Consider the following 21,640-nt stretch of genomic DNA (forward strand, 5'->3'; position numbering starts at 1 on the left):
CCTATAAGGTCCCGGAGACCTTGTAGGTTTTTTCATATAGCATGGGCTCATTTTTTATACTTTTGTATTGAATTATTCCAACCTATGATCAAAAAAATTGCTCTTGTCTCTGTAGGGGTTTTACTGGCGGTAGTTGTCTGGCAATGGGAGCTGGTTAGCTATGGCTGGATGCAGGCGAAGGGACAGGTTCAACTTTTATGGAATACAAAACCCGTAACCGATGTACTGGCAGACCCGGCTTACCCTGACTCGACAAAGCAAAAAATAGAACTAATCCGGGAAATCAAGCGTTTTGCCATCGACTCGCTTGGGTTGGATAAATCGGGTAGTTACGAATCTTTTTACGATCAGCAGGGAAAGCCGATCCTGTGGGTAGTCACTGCCGCAGAGCCGTATCAACTCATTGCAAAACAGTGGCATTTCCCTATAATCGGTACGTTTTCATACAAAGGTTTTTTCGAAAAAGACCGGGCTGATTCGGTTAAAGCGGAGTTGCAACGAGCGGGATTCGATACGCGTATCGGTGAAGTATCGGCTTGGTCAACATTAGGATTTTTAAATGACCCGATCCTGTCCAGCTTTTTGGATAGGCCCGTCGGGAGCCTGGCCGAATTGATTATTCATGAACTGACCCACGGTACTTTGTTTATCAAAAACAGTCTTGAATACAATGAAAACCTGGCTGATTTTGTGGGTGAATACGGAGCACTACGCTTTCTGGGTCAGAAATACGGCAAAAACTCAGTACCCTACCGTGACTATTTAGCCACAAAAGTGTTTTACGAAAAATACGATGAGCATATATTGCACGGCACCCGAATGCTGGACAGTTTATATAAATCATTTAAACCAACCACGCCAACGGTAGTCAAAGACTCGTTGAAGTGGCAAACCATCCGGCAAATCGTTGTTTCGTCGGACACGATCAACGATCAACGGACGGCTACACAGGCACGCTCAGTAAAAAAGCGGTCCTGGGGAAAACTAAACTTACCGAATAATGCGTATTTCATTGGTTATCTGACCTATCGAAAACAGCAGAATCGGTTTCGGCAGGAATTTGAGAGTCGGTTTGGCGGGGATTTCAAACGGTATTTAACCTACCTGAAACAAACCTATCCATCACTATAAGCATAAGCAAAGCCCGGCAGTTGGGCGGTTGTTCGTATGAAGAAGTTAGTCATCAGCATCGGTATTTTATCTGCACTAAGCGCAGGCTTTGTGGCTATGAATGCCTATCGTCGCGTGCACAACACCAGTTTTGGTCCGGGCGAACACCTGGAGTATCGGGTACACTATGGGTTCATCAACGCAGCGGAAGCCGTGGTAGATGTTAGCCCAACGCTTTACAAAGTCAACGAGCGGCCCTGTTATCGTGTCAATGTGGACGCCCGAACGCTGGGTGCTTTCGATCTCGTTACGCGCATCCGGGATACCTGGCGGTCATACATTGACACCTCGGCCATTCTACCGCAAAAATTCTATACCAATCTCCAGGAAAACAGCTATCGTAAGGAAGAAAATATTACGTTCAACCACGAAGCGAACACGGTAAAAGCCGAAGAACGTACCGAGAAGGACGTTTTTAAGGTACCCGATAACGTTCATGATCTCATCAGCGGGTACTATTTCCTGCGCACCATCGACTTTAGTAAACTCAGCAGCGGACAGGTTATTGAAGTACCCGCTTTTTACGACGACACGGTCTACAACATGAAGGTGCGCTACCGCGGTAAAGACGTTGTTAAAACGAAGCAGGGCAAGATCAATGTCATTAAACTGAATCCGGTTCTGCCGCAAAACAAACTCATTAAGGAAGAGGAATCTATCCGGATTTTCGTATCCGACGATGCGAATAAAGTGCCTATTAAAGTAGAAGTAGACTTTTTTGTTGGCTCTATGGAAATGGACCTCAAGCGCGACGGTGGTTTAAAGCAACCACTACGCTATTACAAATAAAGATAGTCAGTCCTGATCGAAACGGGGTCATACATGTCTATACTGTATGACCCCGTTTCTATTTGTATTACCAGATGAAAACTCCGCTGGCCTGGAGGTATTCTTAAGACCATTTGGTAACTACTGCTACTTTATCTTACCCTGACAGACTACATTCGCCATTCCGTGATGATCAATATACCCAGTCGGAGCAATCCGCGAATGCGAGCATCAAACTTGGATTTTTGTTTTAATATATGACTCATTTGTACCACAAGCTTCTCTTCTTTTTCGGCCTGTCTGGCCTGCTGGTTACCACTAGCAACGCCCAAAATAAACCTGCTATACAAGTTATGCTCGTAGGCTTCGACCATCTTAGCCAACTGTATAACCAGCAGCCTAAATCAGATGTATACAGCACCAAAAAACAGGCCGAGATCAACCAACTCAATACCTGTTTTCAAGCGTATGCTCCCGATATGATCATGGTTGAGGTCGACCCCGCCGAACAGCCCCAGATTGACAGTCTATATGCGTTATATGCAGCAGGAAAAGTGGCATTGGACGCCTTGCCCTCGGGGCGTAGTGAGACCTATCAGGTTGGTTTTGCACTGGCGAAGCGCTTAAAGCACAAGCGCGTCTATTGCGTGGATCATTACGAAGCAACATCGCAGTCGCTGCTGACTAAAGGGACCAACATTGACCTTTATCAGCAAGCCCTGCAACAGTTTCAGGGACTTGCCCGTCCATTGAAAAAGCAGGTTCAACAGGACAGTTTATCGGTGTACGAGTACATCCGTAAGCTCAATCAGCCAGCCATGATTACGCTGACGCATCGCCTGTTTTATAACTTACCGGCTCTGGTAGTTGATGGAGAATTCTCAAAAACAGCGACAAACACTATGGATGTCAGCCATATTGATAAACGCTACATCGGTGCCGAGTTTATAAGTCTTTTCTACAATCGAAACCTGAAAATTTATAGTAACGCCCTGATCAGCCAGCGTCAGTACCAGGGCAAGAAACTAATGTTGATCTTTGGACAACCGCATGTGGGTGTGCTGCAGGAACTCTTCCGGGAAAACCCCGACTACAGCCTGGTATCGCCTTTGAACTATTGCAAATAACCAGTTTCAATAGTTAGTCCGACTTGGCTAGTCTAGCTTTCTCAGCCGTACCCAGCCAGCCCGCAACAAACGTTCGAGCTTACTCAACCGGCTCCAGCGCATGGCCCAAAAAGGCTCTTCAATGGCACCGAAGCTTCTATAAAATTCGCGAATGGACGGCTTTTCGGGACTTTCGAAGTCGAAAGTCAGGCTCTGCCCGGCTTTCTCCTGAATCAGCTGATCAATGAGTATTGTGCGGGCGTTTGCTCGTCGACCAGTAGCTGATGCGGCATTGAACAGGTAAATGATACGCTTGCTATCGCAGATAAAGAGCGCTCCTGCTTCAATTTTGCCATCACAAACGGCATAACGCAGCCTGAACAAACCCCGACTGTACAACGACTGAGCCAGCCTTCTGAATATAAAATAGGCCCAGTCCGCCACGCCCCCGTCAATGGCCCACCGTGATTTTCCCGGAACAACGTGAGCAGCGGCTCAACATCACTTGACTCAATAATGGCCCACCGGTTATCCAGTTCAAACGTACGTTGAGCCCGGCGGAGGTTTAGTCTGCGGTCGCGTTTGTAGCTGCTGTAGATGGCTTTATACCCGAGAGACAGGTCAATGACATGAGTAGTTCGTAGCTGAGCGGTAGAAAATGGCAGATAGACTCCGGGCAGCTGACGTATGCAATACAACGAACCGTACCGGAACTGCCCGATCATATATTGTAGAAATAAGTCGGTATCCGGCAGTTCATCAGCGCTGAAGACGGATAGGAGCGGGCAGAAAAACGGCTGATGCACGACCCATTCGTATGGCATACCGGCTACGACCTTTCGGCGCAGCGGAACGGGCATAACGGCGCAATACGATCCCACTTCATTAACCTCCACAAGGCCAACCCATTTCCAGTTGGGTGCAGGCAGTACGGCATCCAGATACCAGGAATAGCCGTAGACACCCGATTGCGGTGAAGTTGCGACGCAGGCATCCCAGGCGTTGGTGTCGAGTTTTGAGCGGGGAATTGCTTTCAGCATGATTAACATGCTGACGAACAAAGCGACAAAAAGTATCCTTTCGAGGGAGCACTTGGCTTCGGCAGCCCGTTTCCGCTTATTTAAACTGACCCTTCAGTTTCTCGATAATGTCGCGGGTTTCAGCATGTTTCGCCACCAGATCACTCACCGTCTGAATGGCGTGAATAACCGTACTATGGTCGCGCCCACCGAAATGGTAGCCTATGGATTTCAGCGACAAGTCCGTTTTCTCTTTGGCCAGATACATGGCAATTTGCCGGGGGTGAACCAGTTCACGCTTCCGGCTTTTTGCTTTCAGGTCGGCAATGGTCACGTTGTAAAAGCTGGCAACGGCTTCCTGTACCGAGTCGATCGTTACTTCCCGATCCGAATCGACGACAATATTTCGCAGCGTTTGCTTGGCCAGCTCTAGGTCAATTTCCCGGCGGTTCAGCGACGCCTGTGCCATCAAGGACACAATGACCCCCTCCAGTTCCCGAACGTTCGTATTGACACTATGGGCCAGATACTCGATCACATTATCGTCAATGTAAATGCCTTCGGCCTGAAGTTTTTTCTGGATAATAGCGATGCGCGTTTCCAGATCGGGCGTTTGCAGATCGGCGGACAGGCCCCACTTGAATCGCGACAGCAACCGGTCTTCGAGGCCATCCAATGCTCTTGGCGCCCGGTCGGAGGTCATGATAATCTGCTTCCCGGACTGGTGTAGATGGTTGAAGATGTGGAAGAAGATCTCCTGCGTTTTCTCTTTCTTTTGCAGGAACTGCACATCATCGATGACCAGCACATCGACCTGCATATAAAAGGCCGTAAAGTCGCGGATACCGTCGGAACGAACGGCGTTCAAAAACTGATTCGTAAACTTCTCCGATGTAACATACAGGACAAACTTCCCCTGGTTGTTATTCTTGATGAAGTTGCCGATGGCCTGCACAAGGTGCGTTTTACCCAACCCAACTCCGCCGTAGATCATGAGGGGATTAAACGACGTAACACCGGGCCGCTCGGCAACGGCGTACCCCGCCGAACGCGCCAGCCGGTTGCAGTCGCCTTCCACGTAATTATCGAAGGTATAGCTTGGGTTCAGGTACGAGTCCAGCGTCAGCGAATCGAGGTCTTTGAGCTGGAACGGGCTTTTCAGAATATCGGGGTTGACGTTATCCGGTTTGGAGGTATGGGTCGATTTGGTAGTAGGCACATTGACCGTGAGCGGTCTGTTCTGCTCGTTACCTTTGTCGACAATAATAGAGTATTCAAGCTGTCCATCCCGTCCAATAGCGGTGTCGAGGGCTTTGCGAAGGGCGTGTACAAAGTTCTCTTCCAGCCACTCGTAGAAGAATTCACTCGGCACCTGAATGGTGAGCACATGGCCGTTCAGTCGCAACGGAACGATAGGCTCAAACCAGGTATTAAAACTCTGTTCGGGGACGATCTCCCGTATAACATTCAGACAGCGGTTCCACACCGTCGTTACTTCACGCTGCATGCCGGTCTGAGGAGTTACATTCACGAGTTTATACTTCTGTTACGTTGGGGTCGTCAAAAAAGGGAGACAAATGTATGAAAATATCTGACCGTCTGGTGTAGAAGCGGTCACGTTTTTCTGAGCATTCGGTCTATCTTCTGATGATAAGCTAAAATTACGCGATTCAGCCAGAAGGGCAAGGGCAGAAGAACATCCCTTTGAATAATACAACAAGGAATCACGTTTCATCACTTAGAAACCTGTTGTCAACCCTGAAAAATAAGAAAAACAGTACTTTTACGGTTATCATATCCTAAACATATCGAATGGCGTCTTTTTTCTCAACAACGTTCCCTCCAGCCGACAAATCAGACTGGATGGCTCAGGTGCTGAAAGAGCTCAAAACAGCTCAAACCAGGGAAGAGGCCATGGACAGCCTTCGCTGGCACAGCCCGGAGGGGTTTAGCGTAGACCCATACTATACCGCCGAGGATCTGATTCAACTCCCATCTATCCAGGCAATTCAGGCGGCTCAAAAACAAACGCCCGGCTGGTTCAATGCACCGGAATACCTGGTTGCTGGTGATAAGCAGGCTAATGCATACCTGCGGGATGTACTTACCCGTGGTGCCGATGCGCTCGTGCTATCCATGCCACCCGGCCAGCCCGATTGGACGACCGAAGGCCTCTCCCGCTTGCTGAACGGCATAAAGCTGAGCGAAACGCCTGTTTTTGTCCGGTTGCCTGCCGAGCAGACTGCCCCATTCGTTCAGGTTCTCAGAACCGTAGCACCTTACCAGCTGAAAGGCGGGCTCTTGACCGACACCAGCAAGGCGACAGCAACAATTACCCGCCAGACACTCGATTCGCCCCAGTTTCGTACCATCTGCGCCAGTGGTCACGCATTTCATAACGCCGGTGCCACCGCTTCGCAGGAGCTGGCTTTTACCCTGGCTTCGCTAACCGACACCTACGACCAGCTGACCGACAACGGCCTGACCCTGGAGCAGCTAATTCCTAAAACGGTAATTTCGCTGTCAGTGGGTACCAGTTACTTTCTGGAAATGGCCAAACTACGCGCCCTGCGTGTGTTGCTAAGTCGCCTGGTTGCTGCCTATTCATTAGCGGTTCCCGGTTCGTCTTTTTTTGTACACGCCCAAACGTCAACCTTTTACGACGCTGCGGCCACGCCAAATACCAATTTCCTCCGCGCCACCACAGAAGCCATGGCCGCTGTCATTGGCGGGTGCGACGCCCTGACGGTACACCCCTATGATACGGTTTCAGGCAGTTCGACCGACCCCGACTTTTCGGCTCGTATTGCCCGTAACGTGTCTATTTTATTGAAAGATGAATGTTATCTGGACAAAGTTGCCGATCCGGCATCCGGGTCTTACTACATAGAAACCCTTACCGGCAAGCTGGTTGAAACCGCCTGGACCTTGTTTAGATCCCTGGAAGAAAAAGGTGGGTTCGCGAAGGCACTGGCCAGTGGATTCATTTCGGCCGAACTGGACAAAGCGTATCAGGAAAAAGTGGAAACGGTTCGAGCAGGTAAGGTACTGGTAGGCGTCACGAAATTTCGGTTCGATGAGCCGGGCTCGTCAGCCTACACTCCTCCGACAGCCTCTGAAATGGCATTACCCACCCGTCGATTAGCCGAAACGTTCGAATAAACTCAAGGTAACCACACCCCGCATGAGACCCGATTTCACAACGATACAACATCCTCAAACGGTTGGTACGCCCCCACCCGACGATCAGCTATCGTCAATTCGCTCCGACCGGGCGTTTCCGACCGCCGAGGGCATTAAATTGAAGCCGCGTTTTACCGTTGCCGATCTTTACGAAGCCGATCACCTCGATTATGCCGCCGGCATTCCGCCTTTTTTGCGGGGCCCGTACGCCAGCATGTACGTTCGGCAGCCATGGACCATTCGCCAGTATGCCGGTTTCTCGACCGCCGAAGCGTCAAATGCGTTCTACCGGCGTAATCTGGCAGCGGGTCAGAAGGGCTTATCCGTAGCCTTTGATCTGGCGACTCATCGGGGTTACGACTCCGACCACCCGCGGGTGGTCGGTGATGTGGGTAAAGCCGGGGTAGCGATTGATTCGGTCGAAGACATGAAAATCCTGTTCGACCAGATCCCCCTCGACCAGATGTCGGTGTCGATGACGATGAACGGGGCCGTACTGCCCATTATGGCCTTTTTTATCGTAGCTGCCGAAGAGCAGGGTGTTTCGCCGGAAAAGCTATCGGGCACCATTCAGAACGACATTCTAAAGGAGTTCATGGTACGGAATACCTACATTTACCCGCCGGAGCCGTCCATGCGCCTTGTGGGCGATATCTTTTCGTACACGGCGCAGTATATGCCGAAATTCAACTCCATCAGCATCAGCGGCTACCACATGCACGAAGCCGGAGCCCCCGCCCAGCTTGAACTGGCGTATACCCTGGCCGATGGACTTGAGTACATCCGAACAGGCTTACGGTCAGGAATGGGTATCGACGATTTTGCTCCGCGTTTATCCTTCTTTTGGGGTATTGGCATGAATCACTTCATGGAGATTGCCAAGCTGCGGGCCGGTCGACTGCTCTGGGCCAAAATCGTAAAACAGTTTGACCCGAAAAACGCAAAGTCACTCGCTTTACGCACCCATTGCCAGACATCCGGCTACAGCCTCACCGAGCAGGACCCGTTCAACAACGTAGCCCGCACAACCATTGAAGCGCTGGCCGCAGTGCTGGGTGGCACGCAGAGTCTGCATACCAACTCGCTGGATGAAGCGATTGCGCTGCCAACGGATTTTTCGGCGCGCATTGCCCGAAACACCCAGCTTTATTTACAGCACGAAACCGACATCACCCGCGCTGTCGATCCCTGGGGCGGGTCGTATTATGTCGAATTTCTGACCAACGAACTGGTTGAGAAAGCGTGGGCACTTATTGAAGAGGTAGAGCAACTGGGGGGCATGACCAAAGCCATCGAAACGGGCTTACCCAAGCTCCGGATCGAAGAAGCCGCGGCCCGGAAACAGGCCCGAATCGACTCGGGCAAGGATGTAATTGTCGGCGTTAATCGGTACAAACCAGCTTCGGAAACGGAAATAGAACTGCTCGACATCGACAACAAAGCCGTACGCGAAAGCCAGCTAAACCGCTTAAAAGACATTCGAAAAAAACGAGACAACGAAAAAGTCAGCCAGGCACTGGCCGCCATTACCGAAGCAGCCAGCACGCCAAACACCCCAGAGCCCGCTGCCCAAACCCCGCGGCCCAAAACCCAGAACCTCCTCGCCCTCGCGGTGGAAGCGGCCCGGCATCGGGCTACGCTTGGTGAAATCTCCGACGCTATGGAAAACGCTTTTGGCCGTCACAAGGCTACCATACGGGCCGTGTCCGGCATCTACTCCGCCGAAGTGTCGGACGATGAGAACTTCCGGATCGCCCGCAACATGAGCGACAAATTTGCCGAACTCGACGGTCGGCGCCCCCGAATTCTGGTGGCTAAGATGGGCCAGGACGGTCATGACCGGGGGGCTAAAATCATTGCGACCAGCTTTGCCGACCTCGGCTTCGATGTCGACATGGGGCCGCTGTTTCAAACGCCCGAAGAAGTAGCCCGACAGGCGGCCGAAAACGACGTGCATATTGTGGGCGTATCAAGTCTGGCTGCGGGGCATAAAACGCTGGTGCCGCAACTCATCGACGAACTGAGAAAGATTGGCCGCGACGATATTATGGTCATTGCGGGGGGTGTTATCCCGGCGGGCGATTACCAGTATCTGTACGATGCGGGCGTTAAAGGCGTATTTGGTCCCGGCACAGTAATTTCTGTAGCGGCCCAGAAGATCCTGGCCGAGTTGATGACGGAGTAAGCTTATGGTTGCCGTGCGTTACTATTTACTAATTTCTCAAACCATCTAGGTAGGGCTTGCCGGATGGCCTCGTTTAGGAGTATCATTCTGATCCGGGAAGGAAACTAACGAATGGTTTCGGAAAAGCCCATTGAAGAATTGATCATGCGACTGCCTTGCCAGTCAGCTTCCTGAGTTATTTTCCCTTTCCCGCTATGACTGTCCGCAACCGGCTTTTATTTGTTTGGTTACTTCTATTCATTTCCCCTTGTTTCATCACGTCCGTTGCCGCCCGCAACAGTCACGAACCGAACGAAATACGGGTTCCGATTGGCGGTAATAGCTGGGTAACGAATGTGACGAGCAGCCCGGATGCTATTTCGAAAGACGGTCTGACAAACTGGTCTGGCCCGGCCAATACAGTTGAGACGTATGTACGGTTTGCGAAGACAGGAGCCGTAAACCTATCCATCAACCTGCGCGTCTCCACCGGCAAGAGCCGATTGCGGATCACCTTGTTTGGAAAGTCGAAGGATGTTGATGTTCAGGGAAACACATTTACGGATTACCCGCTCGGCCAGTGGACGATTCCGAAAGCGGGTTATGTAAAACTGGTTTTGCAGGGTATCAGCAAAACAGGCACAACCTATGCCGATGTAATCGATTTTGGCATTAGCGGACAGGCAGTAGACGAGCACACGGCCTTTGTACGTACCAACGAAGGCAACTTCTTCTATTGGGGTCGGCGGGGGCCGTCGGTTCATCTGCGTTACCCCATTCCGGACGGTGTCGATGCCGAATGGTTTTACAATGAGGTAACGGTACCGAAAGGCAATGATATTATTGGGTCGTATTACATGGCCAACGGCTTTGGCGAAGGGTATTTTGGGATGCAGGTCAACTCACCTACCGAACGCCGAATTCTGTTTTCGGTATGGAGTCCGTTTCAAACTGATAACCCCAACCAGATTCCGGCCGATCAGAAAATCCTGCTGAATCGCAAAGGTGCGGATGTGATCACCAATGAGTTTGGTAACGAAGGCTCCGGCGGGCAGAGCTTCCTGCGCTACAACTGGGTAGCCGGACAAACCTACCGGTTTTTATTGCATGCGCAACCCGAGTCGGGTGGGTACACGACCTATACAGCCTATTTTATGCCAGTTAATGGAGCCAACTGGCAGTTGATCGCCAGCTTTAAACGGCCTAAAACAACAACTTACCTCAAGTCGCTTTATTCCTTTCTGGAAAACTTTACGCCCGAAACGGGAAATGTTTCCCGTGAGGTTGAATTTGCCAACCAGTGGGTCAGAAGTAAAGAAGGACATTGGCAGGAACTAATCCATGCGCAGTTCACAGGCGATAATACGGCCCGAAAATCGTACCGGATGGATTATGCTGGTGGCCTGCGCCCCAATCAGCGATTTTTTCTGCGTAACTGCGGCTTCTTCGATACTTACACACCCCTTAAAACGGATTTCGCCAGACAGGCTCAACATCAGGCACCAACGATAGCGCTGGACGAGCTTCCCTAAGCATAGCGGCATCTTAACAAAAAGCCTGATTTCGGGCTGAAATCAGGCTTTTTGTTAAGATGCCGCTATACCTTCAGAGACAGGTTAATACTTATTGATTATTGAATCGGGCAGCACCTGCACGTCGATTCCCGTAGCTTTCATCAGATTCATGCGGTTGTTCTGACCATCGACATAGGCCGGGTTCACTACCATTGATCGATTGTAGTAATAGGAGGCCAGTTCCAGTTTTTGCCGGTTGTTCTGCGTCAATCCTTCACCCTGGTAAATTACGCCCAGATTATTGTAAGCCGGTGCATAGGCATTGGCTGCCCGGATTGTCTGCTTGTAATAGTATTTGGCCGAGTCGACGTTAGGTGTGATTTTCTGAAACACGTAGGCCATCGAGAAATACGCTTCACCGAAGCTCGGATAGATGCGAGTCGATTCCTGAAGATGGTCGAGTGCCCAACGCCCGTGCTTATTGGCATGAGCAATGTTTGTATCGATCAAAGCCTGGGCTTTCTTGATCTGCTCCGGTGTTGGCTTAGGCTTAATGGCGTTCGTTGCATTGGCAATGGAATCGGCTTTGGCGCGGTCTTTCAGGCCTTTTTCAATCCACTCGTTCGCCACGTGCCGCTGTACCTGGCAACTGTTGGGCGCATAGGGAAGAGCCGAGTTGAACAGAATGAAGTTATTCTCCCAGTCGCGGTTACGCTCAACGGTTTTAAATGAGTACAAGCCCGCTACAACCGCCATAAGCCCCAGCAGGGGTGTATACCGAACCAGCTGCGATTGGGCCGAGGGCTCACTCGCGTCGACCGGGTTACGGACCAATAGCTTTCGCAATCCCCACACAAGAACAAAGGCAAAACCCATGACGGCGGCATAGGTAAATCGCTCGGCGAAGATACCGCCCCGAATCCAGATAAAGCCCAGTCCCGGTGCCATGGTAACGAAGAACCAGAAAATGCCGAACCCCCAAAGCGTACGTTTAACAAACCCTTTCCAGGTCAGCCAAAGCAGTCCGATAAAGGTGAAAAAACCGGCCCAGGTCAGCAAATCACCCTTACCGCCCGATGGAATCACGTTGTACGAATAATCATAGACCAACGGATGCGGCAAGATGAGTAAGCGGATGTAATATTCCAGAAACTTGAACATAGTCGACTTTTGGGTCTTCTCAAGGGCGTACGGATAGTTAGCCCAGTCGACGGGGGGCGTACCGCTGAGGGTACCGATCATTTTCTGTTTCTGGTAGAAGAACAGAGCCGCCACAATCAGGAATGGCCACAGGCTGATGAGCGAATTCCAGAGATTCCGGCGGGCAAACCAGTACTGCATGGCCGGAATCAGGGCCAGGCTAACGATAGACGATTCTTTGGACAGGAAAGCTAGATAGAGCGCTACGCAGGCGCCAATAATCCAACCCTTTTGCGTCGTTTCGAGATACCGCCAGTATGATAGCAACATGAGCGCGATGAATAGGAAACTCAAAATCTCATCACGTCCTTTGATGTTGGCTACGATTTCGGTGTGTAGTGGATGGGCAATAAAAACCAGCCCGATCAAGAACGCCATAATGGTTTGATTGACGAGCCATTTCTGCAGTAGTATACCTATCACCAGGCCCGTGAGGCCGTACAGACCCGCATTGATCATGTGACTGATGTTCGGATTATCTTTGAAATACTCCTGCTCCAGAGCAAAGGTGATCAGCGATAAAGGCCGGTAATAACCCAGCGAAATATTACTGAAGTGCCAGAATTCGGTGCGAAGCAAGTCGGGAATACCGGCAATACCTCTTTTCACAAACAGGTTCTGCCCCACAGCTGCAATATCATCAAGCGCATACTGATGACCGAAGGTGTTGATATACAGGGCAACACCCAGCAGTGCCAGCACTACGGGAGGCCACCATTTAACCTGCCGATCTTTAATAGGCAGGTCGGTAGTCTGATCTGTTGGGTTTGGCGAGCCGGTTCGTACCACCGGGCGCTGGCCGGGTTCGGTTGCGCGGGGTCGACCAGCACTGCCGGTATTTGCCAAAGCAGGTTTAGGAGTGACCGTTTTGTCCTGGGGCGGCCGAGGATTCTCGTAGCCCTGCGATTGCTTCTTTTTAGCCATAACAGCGGGTATTCGTCAATTGGGTTGGCGCTGATTCTTTCCTTTGGCAGGCCTTACGGTCAACGTAGAGAATCAGTACATTTATGGATTATTTGTAAAGTTCAGCAAGAATGTCAGTAAAATCAATGAAAGGTTTTGATCAACTTAAAACAATAACCTGGGCGCTGGGTCTGGGCCTGTTGCTCAACGGTTGCGTTAGCGTTCGTCCGTCGTTACCGGGCACGAACACATCCACCGTTCTCAGCCGAACCGATAACCTCGCCCTGGGCAACCCAAGTAACGCATCCAGCAGTGATCCGGACAATTACCTCATCAGCCGACCCCAGTACACGCTGTCGTACAGCCGTAGCCGGGGCATTGCCAACTGGGTGAGCTGGCACCTGAACACGGCCTCGAAAGGCGATGCCAAACGAGCAGACCTTTTCCGCCCTGACCCGGCTTTACCGGCAGGCTGGCCTGCTGCGCGCACGTCCGATTACACCAACTCCGGCTTCGACCGGGGGCACCTGTGCCCTTCCGACGACCGGGATGCGACGCCCGAGGATAATGCCGCTACCTTTTTCCTTACCAACATCGTGCCAGAAGCGCCACGACATAATCGTGAAGTGTGGAAAACACTGGAAGAATATGAACGGCAGCTCATTGGCAATGGTAACGATGTTTACATTCTGGCCGGTACAAGTGGTACGGGCGGTACGGGTCAGAATGGGTTTGCCACCTCCATTGCGAACGGCAAACTAACGGTTCCGGCCATACTCTGGAAGATATTGATTGTGGTTCCGGCCAATGGTGACAGTACCTTTCAGCTCACCGAAAATACCCGCGTTATTGCCGTATCCATTCCAAACACGCAATCCGCTGCCGATAAGCCCTGGCGTGCCTACCTGACCACCATTGACGCCATTGAAAGCATGACCGGCTACGACTTCCTGTCGACAATACCCATTGATGTTCAACTGGTTATTGAGAAACGAATTGACGGCGGCAACAGCTGACAGGTGCAAACAAAAAGAGGCTCAAAAACACAGATAACCAGGCGTTCCCTTCATCAATGTGTTTTTGGGCCTCTGTAACCAGATAGCTCGCGAATATTCAGGCTGTTGCCACGCTCACCTGGTTCATAGCAACGTCCATTTTTACTGGTATTCGCTGCGTCCGGCGACGCAATAACGCAATTGCATCGGCATTGTCGGTAAAGGTGTTATTGATGTTGACCATGTGTTGAGCCAGCACATCATACTTACCCCGCATCAGCAGGAAAAACACCTGGCCAAAGTCAAGCCCGTCAAAAATAATTGCTTTGTTCTGGGCGTATTTATCGATTGTTTTCAGGAAAAAAGTGGGGTGTTCAGTCCAGTGCATGGCCGGGCGAACGTGGTGGCTGATGTGATAGCCGTCATTCCAGCACTTCTTGTTATACTTTACATTGATACAGGTGATGCTGTTTTTGTAGGCATTCCCGGGATCTTCACCATCGACAAACGCGTGCTGCGTCCAGTTGCCGAGCATGGCAACCAGGCGGTAAATAACAAGCGGCAGCAAAAACACCAACACCGTAGCGGGCCAGTTCACAAAACATAAAATCACGCAAATGACAGCAAATACGATCTCGCCCGTGAGCGCGCGGGTAGCTAGCTTACCCCGGTTTTTCAGCCGCAGATAATCCAGCAGGTTTCGTACACCTACGACAAAGAAACGGCCGAAATAAGCCAGAAAGCTCCGATAGCTGTCGCGCTGGAACGTCATCGTGCTGCTGTCATCATCTTCAAGGTTATTTTCGGGATGGTGCATGCCGATGTGGTGGCTGTAATAAGTTTCGGGTGTATGGCCGAAAAAAGGAGCCAGTATCCAGGGGAGGTAGTTATTCATCCAGCCATACTCCGGCTTAAAAAACGGACGATGGCTCGTGCAGTGCAGCATCAGCCCAAAGGGCCCCTTGAACCTGAAATTACTGATAAAAAAATGGACGGCCGCTACAGCCCACCAGATCCAGCCGGTTACGAAAGGCATAAACAGAAGTACACTCAGGGGAATAAGCGTCAAACTAATACGGAGGGTGAGGTAAATAAAGGGCAGATCCCGCTCGTCTTTTATATACTTGAGGAAAAAACGATCTATCGTAGTGTAATCACGACCCTGGAAAGTGGGGTCATGCAGTGTGTCTAGTACCTTCATGAAAGCGTACGTTGAATTTAAGATAAGATATCCACGAATAAAGGTTCAGGCAGTCTCAGGCCCATAGCGAACTCGAAACTGCCTGAACCTTTCTATACTGTCAACGAAATTAAGGCATTTTAATTTGATAGTACTTTATGGAGAAAAATTTATTTTTTCTCAACAGCGTGCCCACCGAACTCATTTCGTAAAGCAGCAACTACTTTACCTGTAAAGGTATCGTCCTGTAGGGAGCGATAGCGGGTCAGCAGCGACAGGGCAATAACGGGTGTTGGTACGCCTAAATCGAGGGCCTCTTCGAGTGTCCACCGGCCTTCACCCGACGAGAACATACGCCCTTTTATCGCATCGAGTTTAGGGTCTTTAGTAAAGGCATCCTCGGTCAGTTCCATCAACCAACCGCGAATAACCGATCCATGGCTCCACATTTTGGCAACAGCAGCGAAATCGAATGGAAACTGACTTTTTTCCAACACCTCGAATCCTTCGGCAATGGACTGCATCATACCGTATTCGATGCCGTTGTGCACCATTTTAGTGAAGTGACCACTACCCGCCGGACCTGTATACAGATAGCCGTCTTCTACCGATATATCTCGAAAAACGCCATGCAGCGGCTCAATCACGTCTGGGTCGCCCCCAACCATTGTACAAGCTCCGTTCAGGGCTCCGCTAATGCCTCCACTGGTACCGCAATCGAGGAAACCGATGCCTTTCTCTTTGAGGTAAGCATGCCGCCGAAGTGAGTCTTTATAGTGCGAATTACCGCCATCAATAACCACGTCGCCCGCTTGCATAACGGTCAGTAACTGCTCAATAACATTATCAACTAATGGACCAGCTGGAATCATCAGCCACAATACCCTTTTCTCAGGCAGTGACGTATACAGGTCTTGTAAGGTGCTTACTCCCTGGGCTCCTTCGCCCTTGATGGCCTCGACTAACGTTTCGTTAATATCGTAGCCAACAACCGTATGGCCATGTTTTACCAGGTTACTGACGAGATTAAACCCCATCTTTCCTAAACCAATAAATCCAATATTCATAACAATCAATGATTTGAGCGTTTAAGTTGGCGATTTTTTCGGTAACGCCTGGCCCCTGTTCCACCACAAATTACTTTCCCCTGCCCTATGGTACCGCCAGGCATCAGAATCCCTGTTGGCTGGCTCGTGGACCCGTGGTTGTATATGGCCCTCTATAGACAACACGGATAAACCTTATTTGTTACCTACTACTATTTGAAAATTTATTTTATTTTTGGTATACATATATGTATGCCTTTAGCCATTAATTGTATCAATGGAAAGATAAATCAGCTAGTATACTTAAATCAACACCTAACCGTAAAGTCCTGTGCGAACAGTATCCATACCCCTGCTCTTCCTTTATCTGACCACTCAAATGCAGTTGTCCTTTGCTCAGCAAACACAAAAGGCAACGGACTATTTCAACGATGGCCTTCAAAAAAGTGCCGCAAAAGACTATCCGGTTGCCCTACACGCCTTCACGATGTCTATTCTTCAAAACCCCGAGAACGGTCCGAGTTATTACAACCGGGCACTGACCAAATTAGCCTGAACGATATACAGATGGCCAACTTAGGCGTTGACTTAGCCATTGAATTTACCCCCGGCGATGCCAACGCATACTTATAGCGGGGCGTAAACCGCACGCGCCAGGAAGATTTTCGGGGCCATGCAGGATCTTAACCGGGCGGTTAAGTTGAACCCAAACGATGCGTTACTGTATTACAACCGGGGGCTCTGTCGGCAACAAATCAATTACATGAACAGCGCGCTGTCCGACTTCCATAAAGCCCTAACCCTGGCCCAAACGATGTTGCCCTACTGATAACCAGAGGAAACTGTAAAATGCAGTTGAACGATTACAAAGGGGCACTGGTCGACTACAGTCTATGTCTTGAAAAGTCACCTAACAGATCGCAGGCACTGGCAGGGCGTGGATAGACCCGATTCAAACTGGATGACTATAAAAATGCAATAGTCGATTTTAACCGGGCCATTGAGCTAAGTAAGGAAGACGCAGAACTTTATTATCGACGCGGGCTGATTAAAACCAGACTAGGTGAGTTTGAAAACGCACTTACTGATTTTGACAAGTCCATCGAGATAACTGTTGTCAACACCACCAATTCTGAGCCGGTCAGGGGGAATGGGCTATTTGCCGGCTTACAAAATTATCAGTGCCAAGTGCAATGCGGTCTCCCGACCAACAGCTATGCACTAACGGCAGATTACTGACTAAGGCTTCATCAAAAAAGGCCCGATGCTGTTGTTAGCATCGGGCCTTTTTTGATGAAGCCTTACCCAACGATCAATACTCGACCTTTACCACTTTTTGAATAGCGGGTACCAGCAGCAAGCCAATGAGAACACCCACGAAATCGGCCGCCAGATCCACCCAGTCTCCGCTGCGGTTGATGGGCAATACATATTGAAGAACTTCAATTAGTGCGCCAAAAAGCAGCCCCGCCACCATAACCGTAATGAACGGGAAGCCCGTTATGCGCCAGAGTATGGCAAACAGGGCAAATATGGATAAATGCTGCCCCTTATCGTTCCAGGTCAATAATTCATCCGGCAAATCGGCATGGGGTGTCAAACAGCCGATAAGCATTATAATCGTCCAGGCAATGGCCATCCATCGCACTAAAGTCGGAGTAATTTTCATCAGGTTGATTTCAGCCTGTTGGCTGTCAGAAGAAGAAAAAGAATAATAAGACTGAGTAGATACACAACGTTGCGGGTGTCGATGATACCCCGGCCGAGGGACCGGTATTGTTCATCCAGCGCAAAGAGCGATAAGTAATACGAAAAGCTGCCGAACAAGGGCAATCCCGCCAGGGCGCTCAGGCCTACATACAGCAAAAAACAAAAGAATACGCCCAGCACAAAGGCCACTACCTGGTTATCATTGAGCGAAGAAGCCCACAAGCCAATGGCGACAAACACGCCCGCCAGCAACGCTAATCCAATGTATGACCCGAATACGCCCGCCGAGTCGATATTACCGACGGGTGACCCAAGCTGATACAGGGTAACATAATACAATAAGGTGGGGAGCAGTGTGACCACAACAAGCAGCCAGCTCGCCAGAAACTTACCGCCTACTACGCCCCACCGACTGACGGGTTTGGTGAGCAGCCATTCCAGCGTACCCGCCCGCACTTCGTCGGCGATGGAACGCATGGTGATGGCGGGCACCAGAAACAGCATGACGTAGGGCGTCAGATTAAAAAAAGTACCCATATCGGCATACCCATTCTCCAGCAAACTCGTATCCGGAAACACCCAGAGCAAGAGCCCTACGGCTGTCAGGAACACGCCCATGATGATGTAGGCGATTGGCGACGAGAAAAATTGATTGACCTCTTTACGGAAAATAGCCAGCACAGATAGAACTCGATTTACAGTTCACCACAAAACGGGTATACAAGTACTTAGTCAAACGGATTTGCTTTGTTCCGGCGTATAAACGCAGCCACAATCAGCGATAAAAGAAAGCCGACAATTAACGTTCCGAATACGCCTGCAATGAACGTAAAACCCGGTGACTGGAACTTCTCGGACATTTCCATAGCCTGATCAATGGCTTCGTCGGACATAGACCCTTGTTCTTCGAGCTTCTCGCGGGCCTGCTCCAGGGCGCGTTGCTGCACCGTTGGGTCGATAACGACATTGTAGAAGGTCGTGAAAGCCGAGGAGAGCAGCCCCCCCACAGCCGAGGTAAGGGCTCCCAAACCGAGCCCTTCGCCGTAGGTCATGTAGCCCCCGTTCAACGACCGGAACTCCCGCATCGAAAGAATCAGAAAGGCAACCATTGCCCCTAAAGTCAGCCCGCTGAACAGCGGATTGGTCGCCTGATCGGTGAGGTACATGATCAGAGTAATCGCCATCAGTACGAGGCCAAAAATAACACCCCATTTCAGGGCCACACGAGCGGTAGACGGTTGTTCTTCCATAAGAAATTGGTTTTACTGCATGATGCTGTAATCCTGCTTGCGAAAAATAAGCGAAATGATCAGAACGGGCAGCACGGCCAACGCTGTTTTTTTGGTAAGTTCGTCAGGCAACAGCACGCCCGGCTGCATGGTCGATACTTTTTCCCACTGCTGGGCAAAGGTTTCCGGACCAAACTGATCGGTGATCTGCTTTTTACCCTCCAGCAGCAACTTCTTGGAATTCGTGACGTATTCGGCAAAAACACCCGGATCGATCTGCGTCACAAAGAGGTAAATAAGCCATCCCGTTACCAGAGCCGCTATCGTATTAAGAACGTAACCAATCGTTAAGCCCTCCCACAAATGAAGCCGCCCCTGGCCAATGTGCTTCCGGTAATACCAGACGGTGGCAATGATCATAATGATGTGAATCCCGTAATCGAGAACGCGAATATTTCCGAGCGCCGGTACGCCAATGGCATACAGACCCAGGAAATAAAGAAAGCAAAGAACACCCGTAGCCAGTCCGGCAAGAAGCGGGATTTTCAGCAGCGGATGACTAAAATAATTGAGGATGGATTTCATAAGGTAGTCGTCAATTGGCCGCGATGCACCGTACCGATTACGCGGCCCGTGAGCGTCTGGCCCAGAAATGGTGAGTTTTTCGATTTAGAGAACGTACGGTCGTACGTCCAGCTCCCCGTTGGATCGAAGAGCGTCAGGGTGGCCGGTTGCCCTTCGGCAATGGCCGTTACCGGAAGGCGCAGTATTTGCCGGGGCCGGGTGGTCAGCTTGTCGATGAGCTGTGCCAAAGGTAAGTCCTGATCGTACATGACGGCATTGGCGAAAACCGTTTCCAGGCCAATGATACCAAAATCCGCCTGGTCGAATTCCAGATTTTTGCATTCGGGGTCGTGGGGCGTATGGTCCGATACGATGGCATCGATGGTGCCGTCTTTCAGGCCGTCCCATAACGCACGCACATCGGCCACCGACCGGAATGGCGGGTTTACTTTCAGATTTGTATCGAAGCCCGACAAAGCCGAATCGTCAAAAACCAGTTGATGGGCCGCTACATCACAACTTACCGGACTACCCTGCGCTTTGGCCTGCCGTATCAGCTCCACCGACCGTGCCGTTGAGATCGTGGAAAAGTGCAACACAGAATGAACCGAGGCTTCGCCCTCTGCCCCCTGCCCCATCACGTAGTCCAGTAGCCGCAAATCACGCTCGATCATCAGCTCTTCTGCCAGGGCAGGCATACCTTTCAGGCCGAGCAGCGTGCTCTGAACGCCCTCGTGCATCTGTCCAAAGCGGGTTAGCAGCGTTTCTTCCGGGCGGTTCATGAGCACGCCATTGACCGGCTGTAAATACTGGAGCGTTTTGAGCAGCAGATCGGGGTTCTGAAGCGGGTGATTCCCATCCGAAAATGCAACAGCACCCGCATGATGCAGGTCGAGCATTTCCGTAAAATCTTCACCGGCAGCTTTTTTCGTAACGGCGGCAATGACATGTACGCGTACCGGCTGCCCCTCGGCCATCCGCTGAATATAGGCTAGTGTGCCCTTGGCATCCACAACAGGCTGCGTATTGGGAAGCACGGCGATATCGGTGAAGCCACCGGCGGCAGCGGCCCGGCACACACTGGTCAGGTCTTCTTTGTGTTCGTAACCGGGGTCCTGGGTTAGCACGCGCATATCGACCCAACCCAGGGAGACGTGAAGATTATCGGCTTCAACGACCCGAACGTTCGTGTCGACGGGCAAGCTGTTGCCAATCTGACGAATCAGGCCATTTTCGACCAGAATATCACATACCTGTCCATCGAACGATGAAGCAGCATCAACAATACGGGCAGAACGAATCAGGAGTTGCATGAGTGACGTCCCGGCTGTTTTCAGGAGCAGGAACCGGGTAAAAATGATTGTTTAAAAAAAAGGCCCCTTGCGGAGCCTTCTGGAGTTCAATGCGGTAAATCAGGCACCAACCAATTCCCGATAAGCATCGGCGGTCAGTAAGCCGTCCTGTTGCGACGCATCAGCGGGTTTCAGGCGGATAATCCAGCCCTCACCATATGGGTCGCTGTTTAGAAGTTCCGGCGATTTTTCGATGGCCGGATTCAGTTCAAGGATTTCTCCCTCTACCGGCAGAAACAGATCTGATACGGTTTTAACAGCCTCAACCGCGCCAAAAACATCCCCTTTCGGTAACGACTGACCAACGGTCGCAACATCAATGAAGATAATATCACCCAGTTCGTGTTGTGCGAATTCAGTAATACCAATTACGGCCGTACCGTCCTCTTCTATCCGAATCCATTCGTGATCCTCCGTATAGCTTAGTTCTGCGGGAAAATTCATTGTAGGGAAATTGATTTATGGTCGCAAAATACGACAGATGAGGGCGTATTTGCAAGCGATACCAGCGAGGACGTTCTGCTCAGCTATCTGATT

Annotated in this window: 21 protein-coding genes; 10 read left to right on the forward strand and 11 right to left on the reverse strand. The window is 50.6% G+C overall.

Annotated elements, in window-relative coordinates:
- The first annotated feature begins 84 nt into the window (after window positions 1-84).
- The 3 genes from ACYVJM_RS10625 (at window position 85) to ACYVJM_RS10635 (ending at window position 3,065) form a co-directional block, all read left to right on the forward strand.
- Window positions 85-1,131, forward strand: a complete 1,047-nt coding sequence (locus tag ACYVJM_RS10625; RefSeq protein ID WP_461148201.1) for an aminopeptidase — start codon at window positions 85-87, stop codon at window positions 1,129-1,131.
- Window positions 1,132-1,167: 36 nt separating this feature from the next.
- A complete protein-coding gene (locus ACYVJM_RS10630) occupies window positions 1,168-1,959 on the forward strand; it encodes a DUF3108 domain-containing protein (RefSeq protein ID WP_461148202.1) in 792 nt (263 codons plus the stop codon).
- A gap of 236 nt (window positions 1,960-2,195) precedes the next feature.
- Window positions 2,196-3,065 (forward strand): DUF5694 domain-containing protein, encoded by an 870-nt coding sequence (locus ACYVJM_RS10635; RefSeq protein WP_461148203.1) that lies wholly within the window; start codon window positions 2,196-2,198, stop codon window positions 3,063-3,065.
- A 27-nt stretch (window positions 3,066-3,092) separates the two neighbouring features.
- Here ACYVJM_RS10635 and ACYVJM_RS10640 read toward each other — a convergent pair whose 3' ends face one another.
- Window positions 3,093-3,488, reverse strand: coding sequence for a GNAT family N-acetyltransferase (locus tag ACYVJM_RS10640; RefSeq protein ID WP_461148204.1), 396 nt, complete (start codon window positions 3,486-3,488; stop codon window positions 3,093-3,095).
- A gap of 672 nt (window positions 3,489-4,160) precedes the next feature.
- Window positions 4,161-5,570 carry a chromosomal replication initiator protein DnaA gene (dnaA, locus tag ACYVJM_RS10645; RefSeq protein ID WP_461148645.1) on the reverse strand — a complete coding sequence of 470 codons (1,410 nt, stop codon included), beginning with the start codon at window positions 5,568-5,570 and terminating at the stop codon, window positions 4,161-4,163.
- Between the two features lie 305 nt (window positions 5,571-5,875).
- Here dnaA and ACYVJM_RS10650 point away from each other — a divergent pair, with 305 nt between their 5' ends.
- From ACYVJM_RS10650 to ACYVJM_RS10660, 3 genes are all read left to right on the forward strand, one after another.
- Window positions 5,876-7,225, forward strand: coding sequence for a methylmalonyl-CoA mutase family protein (locus ACYVJM_RS10650; RefSeq protein WP_461148205.1), 1,350 nt, complete (start codon window positions 5,876-5,878; stop codon window positions 7,223-7,225).
- A 22-nt stretch (window positions 7,226-7,247) separates the two neighbouring features.
- The gene (gene scpA, locus ACYVJM_RS10655) at window positions 7,248-9,431 is read left to right on the forward strand and encodes a methylmalonyl-CoA mutase (RefSeq protein WP_461148206.1); all 2,184 of its coding nucleotides are present in this window, start codon (window positions 7,248-7,250) and stop codon (window positions 9,429-9,431) included.
- Between the two features lie 194 nt (window positions 9,432-9,625).
- Window positions 9,626-10,942: a DUF3472 domain-containing protein gene (locus tag ACYVJM_RS10660; protein ID WP_461148207.1), complete on the forward strand. Its 1,317-nt coding sequence runs from the start codon at window positions 9,626-9,628 to the stop codon at window positions 10,940-10,942.
- A gap of 84 nt (window positions 10,943-11,026) precedes the next feature.
- On the opposite strand, the gene ACYVJM_RS10665 is transcribed toward ACYVJM_RS10660, so the two are convergent.
- Entirely contained in the window at window positions 11,027-13,048 is a 2,022-nt protein-coding gene (locus ACYVJM_RS10665) for a tetratricopeptide repeat protein (RefSeq protein WP_461148208.1), read from the reverse strand.
- 125 nt (window positions 13,049-13,173) lie between these two features.
- Here ACYVJM_RS10665 and ACYVJM_RS10670 point away from each other — a divergent pair, with 125 nt between their 5' ends.
- Window positions 13,174-14,043, forward strand: a complete 870-nt coding sequence (locus ACYVJM_RS10670; RefSeq protein ID WP_461148209.1) for a DNA/RNA non-specific endonuclease — start codon at window positions 13,174-13,176, stop codon at window positions 14,041-14,043.
- Window positions 14,044-14,140: 97 nt separating this feature from the next.
- Here ACYVJM_RS10670 and ACYVJM_RS10675 read toward each other — a convergent pair whose 3' ends face one another.
- Both ACYVJM_RS10675 and gnd read right to left on the reverse strand, forming a co-directional pair.
- On the reverse strand, window positions 14,141-15,223 hold the full coding sequence (locus tag ACYVJM_RS10675; RefSeq protein ID WP_461148210.1) for a fatty acid desaturase family protein: 1,083 nt from the start codon (window positions 15,221-15,223) through the stop codon (window positions 14,141-14,143).
- Between the two features lie 149 nt (window positions 15,224-15,372).
- On the reverse strand, window positions 15,373-16,269 hold the full coding sequence (gene gnd / locus ACYVJM_RS10680) for a phosphogluconate dehydrogenase (NAD(+)-dependent, decarboxylating) (protein ID WP_461148211.1): 897 nt from the start codon (window positions 16,267-16,269) through the stop codon (window positions 15,373-15,375).
- 310 nt (window positions 16,270-16,579) lie between these two features.
- On the opposite strand from gnd, the gene ACYVJM_RS10685 reads away from it, so the two are divergent.
- From ACYVJM_RS10685 to ACYVJM_RS10695, 3 genes are all read left to right on the forward strand, one after another.
- Window positions 16,580-16,804, forward strand: coding sequence for a hypothetical protein (locus ACYVJM_RS10685; RefSeq protein ID WP_461148212.1), 225 nt, complete (start codon window positions 16,580-16,582; stop codon window positions 16,802-16,804).
- Between the two features lie 117 nt (window positions 16,805-16,921).
- A complete protein-coding gene (locus ACYVJM_RS10690; protein WP_461148213.1) occupies window positions 16,922-17,077 on the forward strand; it encodes a hypothetical protein in 156 nt (51 codons plus the stop codon).
- A gap of 170 nt (window positions 17,078-17,247) precedes the next feature.
- Window positions 17,248-17,487 (forward strand): hypothetical protein, encoded by a 240-nt coding sequence (locus tag ACYVJM_RS10695; protein WP_461148646.1) that lies wholly within the window; start codon window positions 17,248-17,250, stop codon window positions 17,485-17,487.
- 73 nt (window positions 17,488-17,560) lie between these two features.
- Here ACYVJM_RS10695 and ACYVJM_RS10700 read toward each other — a convergent pair whose 3' ends face one another.
- The 6 genes from ACYVJM_RS10700 to gcvH all read right to left on the reverse strand — a co-directional run bounded on the left by ACYVJM_RS10700 (window position 17,561) and on the right by gcvH (window position 21,547).
- Window positions 17,561-17,917 (reverse strand): VanZ family protein, encoded by a 357-nt coding sequence (locus ACYVJM_RS10700; RefSeq protein WP_461148214.1) that lies wholly within the window; start codon window positions 17,915-17,917, stop codon window positions 17,561-17,563.
- On the reverse strand, window positions 17,917-18,639 hold the full coding sequence (gldF, locus tag ACYVJM_RS10705) for a gliding motility-associated ABC transporter permease subunit GldF (protein ID WP_461148215.1): 723 nt from the start codon (window positions 18,637-18,639) through the stop codon (window positions 17,917-17,919). Before gldF ends, ACYVJM_RS10700 begins: the two co-directional genes overlap by 1 nt.
- Before the next feature lie 47 nt (window positions 18,640-18,686).
- Entirely contained in the window at window positions 18,687-19,208 is a 522-nt protein-coding gene (locus ACYVJM_RS10710; protein ID WP_461148216.1) for a DUF4199 domain-containing protein, read from the reverse strand.
- A gap of 12 nt (window positions 19,209-19,220) precedes the next feature.
- Window positions 19,221-19,772 carry a DUF4199 domain-containing protein gene (locus ACYVJM_RS10715; RefSeq protein ID WP_461148217.1) on the reverse strand — a complete coding sequence of 184 codons (552 nt, stop codon included), beginning with the start codon at window positions 19,770-19,772 and terminating at the stop codon, window positions 19,221-19,223.
- Window positions 19,769-21,064: a dihydroorotase gene (locus ACYVJM_RS10720; RefSeq protein WP_461148218.1), complete on the reverse strand. Its 1,296-nt coding sequence runs from the start codon at window positions 21,062-21,064 to the stop codon at window positions 19,769-19,771. The genes ACYVJM_RS10715 and ACYVJM_RS10720 overlap by 4 nt, the downstream gene beginning before the upstream one ends.
- 99 nt (window positions 21,065-21,163) lie before the next feature.
- Entirely contained in the window at window positions 21,164-21,547 is a 384-nt protein-coding gene (gene gcvH / locus ACYVJM_RS10725) for a glycine cleavage system protein GcvH (RefSeq protein ID WP_461148219.1), read from the reverse strand.
- Window positions 21,548-21,640 lie beyond the last annotated feature (93 nt).

It is taken from the genome of Spirosoma pulveris (assembly GCF_054781875.1).

Coding starts and splice junctions, on each gene's coding strand:
- ACYVJM_RS10625 (WP_461148201.1), top strand. CDS start 85: ATGATCAAAAAAATTGCTCTTGTCTCTGTAGGGGTTTTACTGGCGGTA.
- ACYVJM_RS10630 (WP_461148202.1), top strand. CDS start 1,168: ATGAAGAAGTTAGTCATCAGCATCGGTATTTTATCTGCACTAAGCGCA.
- ACYVJM_RS10635 (WP_461148203.1), top strand. CDS start 2,196: ATGACTCATTTGTACCACAAGCTTCTCTTCTTTTTCGGCCTGTCTGGC.
- dnaA (WP_461148645.1), bottom strand. CDS start 5,570: ATGCAGCGTGAAGTAACGACGGTGTGGAACCGCTGTCTGAATGTTATA.
- ACYVJM_RS10650 (WP_461148205.1), top strand. CDS start 5,876: ATGGCGTCTTTTTTCTCAACAACGTTCCCTCCAGCCGACAAATCAGAC.
- scpA (WP_461148206.1), top strand. CDS start 7,248: ATGAGACCCGATTTCACAACGATACAACATCCTCAAACGGTTGGTACG.
- ACYVJM_RS10660 (WP_461148207.1), top strand. CDS start 9,626: ATGACTGTCCGCAACCGGCTTTTATTTGTTTGGTTACTTCTATTCATT.
- ACYVJM_RS10665 (WP_461148208.1), bottom strand. CDS start 13,048: ATGGCTAAAAAGAAGCAATCGCAGGGCTACGAGAATCCTCGGCCGCCC.
- ACYVJM_RS10670 (WP_461148209.1), top strand. CDS start 13,174: ATGAAAGGTTTTGATCAACTTAAAACAATAACCTGGGCGCTGGGTCTG.
- ACYVJM_RS10675 (WP_461148210.1), bottom strand. CDS start 15,223: ATGAAGGTACTAGACACACTGCATGACCCCACTTTCCAGGGTCGTGAT.
- gnd (WP_461148211.1), bottom strand. CDS start 16,269: ATGAATATTGGATTTATTGGTTTAGGAAAGATGGGGTTTAATCTCGTC.
- ACYVJM_RS10690 (WP_461148213.1), top strand. CDS start 16,922: ATGCAGGATCTTAACCGGGCGGTTAAGTTGAACCCAAACGATGCGTTA.
- ACYVJM_RS10700 (WP_461148214.1), bottom strand. CDS start 17,917: ATGAAAATTACTCCGACTTTAGTGCGATGGATGGCCATTGCCTGGACG.
- ACYVJM_RS10710 (WP_461148216.1), bottom strand. CDS start 19,208: ATGGAAGAACAACCGTCTACCGCTCGTGTGGCCCTGAAATGGGGTGTT.
- ACYVJM_RS10715 (WP_461148217.1), bottom strand. CDS start 19,772: ATGAAATCCATCCTCAATTATTTTAGTCATCCGCTGCTGAAAATCCCG.
- ACYVJM_RS10720 (WP_461148218.1), bottom strand. CDS start 21,064: ATGCAACTCCTGATTCGTTCTGCCCGTATTGTTGATGCTGCTTCATCG.
- gcvH (WP_461148219.1), bottom strand. CDS start 21,547: ATGAATTTTCCCGCAGAACTAAGCTATACGGAGGATCACGAATGGATT.